The organism is Sediminitomix flava, assembly GCF_003149185.1.
GTDB lineage: Bacteria > Bacteroidota > Bacteroidia > Cytophagales > Flammeovirgaceae > Sediminitomix > Sediminitomix flava.
Map to the genome: position 1 here is coordinate 1 of NZ_QGDO01000016.1, position 2,704 is coordinate 2,704.

1 rRNA gene is annotated in these 2,704 nt (G+C 50.5%); it reads right to left on the reverse strand.

Annotated elements, in window-relative coordinates:
* Positions 1–2,703: ribosomal RNA gene (locus tag BC781_RS25080) — 23S ribosomal RNA — on the reverse strand.
* Position 2,704 lies beyond the last annotated feature (1 nt).

The following is a 2,704-nucleotide window of genomic DNA, read 5'->3' on the forward strand; positions in this document are numbered from 1 at the left end:
CATCAGAAAGTTACGGATCATTAGTACTGCTCGGCTAAACATCTCTCAATGCGTACACCTGCAGCCTATCAAGGTCGTCATCTACAACCCTCCTTTAAAGAAGCCTCATCTCGAGGTCGGTTTCGCGCTTAGATGCTTTCAGCGCTTATCCTTTCCCAACGTAGCTACTCAGCAATGCAGCGGTCACCACAACTGATTCACCAGAGGTTAGTCCAACTCGGTCCTCTCGTACTAAAGTCAGAGCCTCTCAAGCTTCTCACGCCCACAACAGATAGAGACCGAACTGTCTCACGACGTTCTGAACCCAGCTCGCGTGCCACTTTAATGGGCGAACAGCCCAACCCTTGGGACCTTCTCCAGCCCCAGGACGTGACGAGCCGACATCGAGGTGCCAAACCTCCCCGTCGATATGAGCTCTTGGGGGAGATCAGCCTGTTATCCCCAGAGTACCTTTTATCCTTTGAGCGATGGCCCTTCCATGCGGAACCACCGGATCACTATGTCCTACTTTCGTACCTGATCGACTTGTTAGTCTCACAGTCAAGCTCCCTTGTGCCATTACACTCTGCATACGATTGCCAACCGTATTGAGGGAACCTTGGAAAGCCTCCGTTACTCTTTTGGAGGCGACCACCCCAGTCAAACTACCCACCACGCAATGTCCGGTCATCCCGTTAGACATCAGATAATAGAAGGGCGGTATTTCAAGGTTGATTCCACGACGCCTGGCGACGCCGCTTCATTATCTCCCGCCTATCCTACACATCCATTACCCAATGCCAATGCGAAGCTGTAGTAAAGGTTCATGGGGTCTTTTCGTCCCGTTGCGGGTTGCCGGCATCTTCACCGGCACTACAATTTCACCGAGCTCATGGCTGAGACAGTGCCCAGATCGTTGCACCATTCGTGCAGGTCGGAACTTACCCGACAAGGAATTTCGCTACCTTAGGACCGTTATAGTTACGGCCGCCGTTTACCGGGGCTTCAGTTCAGCGCTTCGTCCGAAGACTAACGCCCCCCCTTAACCTTCCGGCACCGGGCAGGTGTCAGGCCTTATACTTCGTGTTTCCACTTCGCAAAGCCATGTGTTTTTGTTAAACAGTCGCCTGGGCCTTTTTAATGCTACCGCTCTTGCGAGACGGCGTCCTTTCTCCCGAAGTTACAGGACGATTTTGCCTAGTTCCTTAGCCATGAATCACTCGAGCGCCTTAGTATGCTCAACCCAACCACCTGTGTCGGTTTGCGGTACAGGCTGCTATAGTCGCTTTTCTTGGAAGAGTGCTCTCTGTATTATCTGCGCTACCGAAGTATTGCAGTACTGTCAGCAGATGCCTTCAACGTCCTATTACCTCAGGACGCAACAAATTACACTCTCCGTCACTTTTAACCTATAGCAGGTACAGGAATATTAACCTGTTGTCCATTAGATGCCCCTTTCGGGTTCTCCTTAGGCCCTGACTAACCCTCAGCTGATTAGCATTGCTGAGGAAACCTTGGTCTTGCGGCGGGCAGGTTTCTCACCTGCCTTATCGTTACTTATGCCTACATTTGCTTTTCCAGAAACTCCACAGCACATCACCATGCTGCTTCACCGTCGCTGGAATGCTCCCCTACCACTAATTTACATTAATCCACGGCTTCGGTACTATGTTTGATGCCCGATTATTATCGATGCCCTATCACTCGACCAGTGAGCTGTTACGCACTCTTTAAATGAATAGCTGCTTCCAAGCTAACATCCTGGCTGTCTCCGCGATTGGACTACCTTTGTTCAACTTAACATAGATTTGGGGACCTTAGCCGATGGTCCGGGTTCTTTCCCTTTCGGATGTGGACCTTAGCACCCACACCCTCACTGCAGAGTATATTTAACGGCATTCGGAGTTCGTCTGGATTTGGTAGGATTTGACTCCCCCGCATCCAATCGGTAGCTCTACCTCCGTTAAACTAAACCTCCACGCTGCTCCTAAAAGCATTTCGGGGAGTACGAGCTATTTCCAAGTTTGATTGGCCTTTCACCCCTACCCTCAGGTCATCCAAAGACTTTTCAACGTCAACTGGTTCGGTCCTCCATCCTGTGTTACCAGAACTTCAACCTGCCCAAGGGTAGATCACTTGGTTTCGCGTCTACCTCCACTGACTATCACGCCCTATTCAGACTCGCTTTCGCTACGGCTCCGAACCTTAAATTCTTAACCTTGCCAGTGAAGAGTAACTCGTAGGCTCATTATGCAAAAGGCACGCCGTCACCCCACTAAAGGGCTCCGACCGTGTGTAGGCGTACAGTTTCAGGTTCTATTTCACCCTGTTATTCACAGTGCTTTTCACCTTTCCCTCACGGTACTTGTTCGCTATCGGTCTCCCAGGAGTATTTAGCCTTACCAGATGGTGCTGGCAGATTCAATCGGAGTTTCACCGGCTCCGACCTACTCAGGATACTAGCCAAACTTAAAAACTTACTTGTACGGGGCTCTCACCCTCTGCGGCTGACTTTCCCAAGTCATTCCAATTCATTTTTAAATTATTACGCCAGTCCTACAACCCCGCTATGGCCGTAACCACAGCGGTTTGGGCTGTTCCGCGTTCGCTCGCCACTACTTGCGGAATCACTCTTGTTTTCTTTTCCTGGGGGTACTTAGATGTTTCAGTTCCCCCCGTTGGCCATGGGCTGCATCTTCAATACAGCGAGTTGTCTCATTCGGAA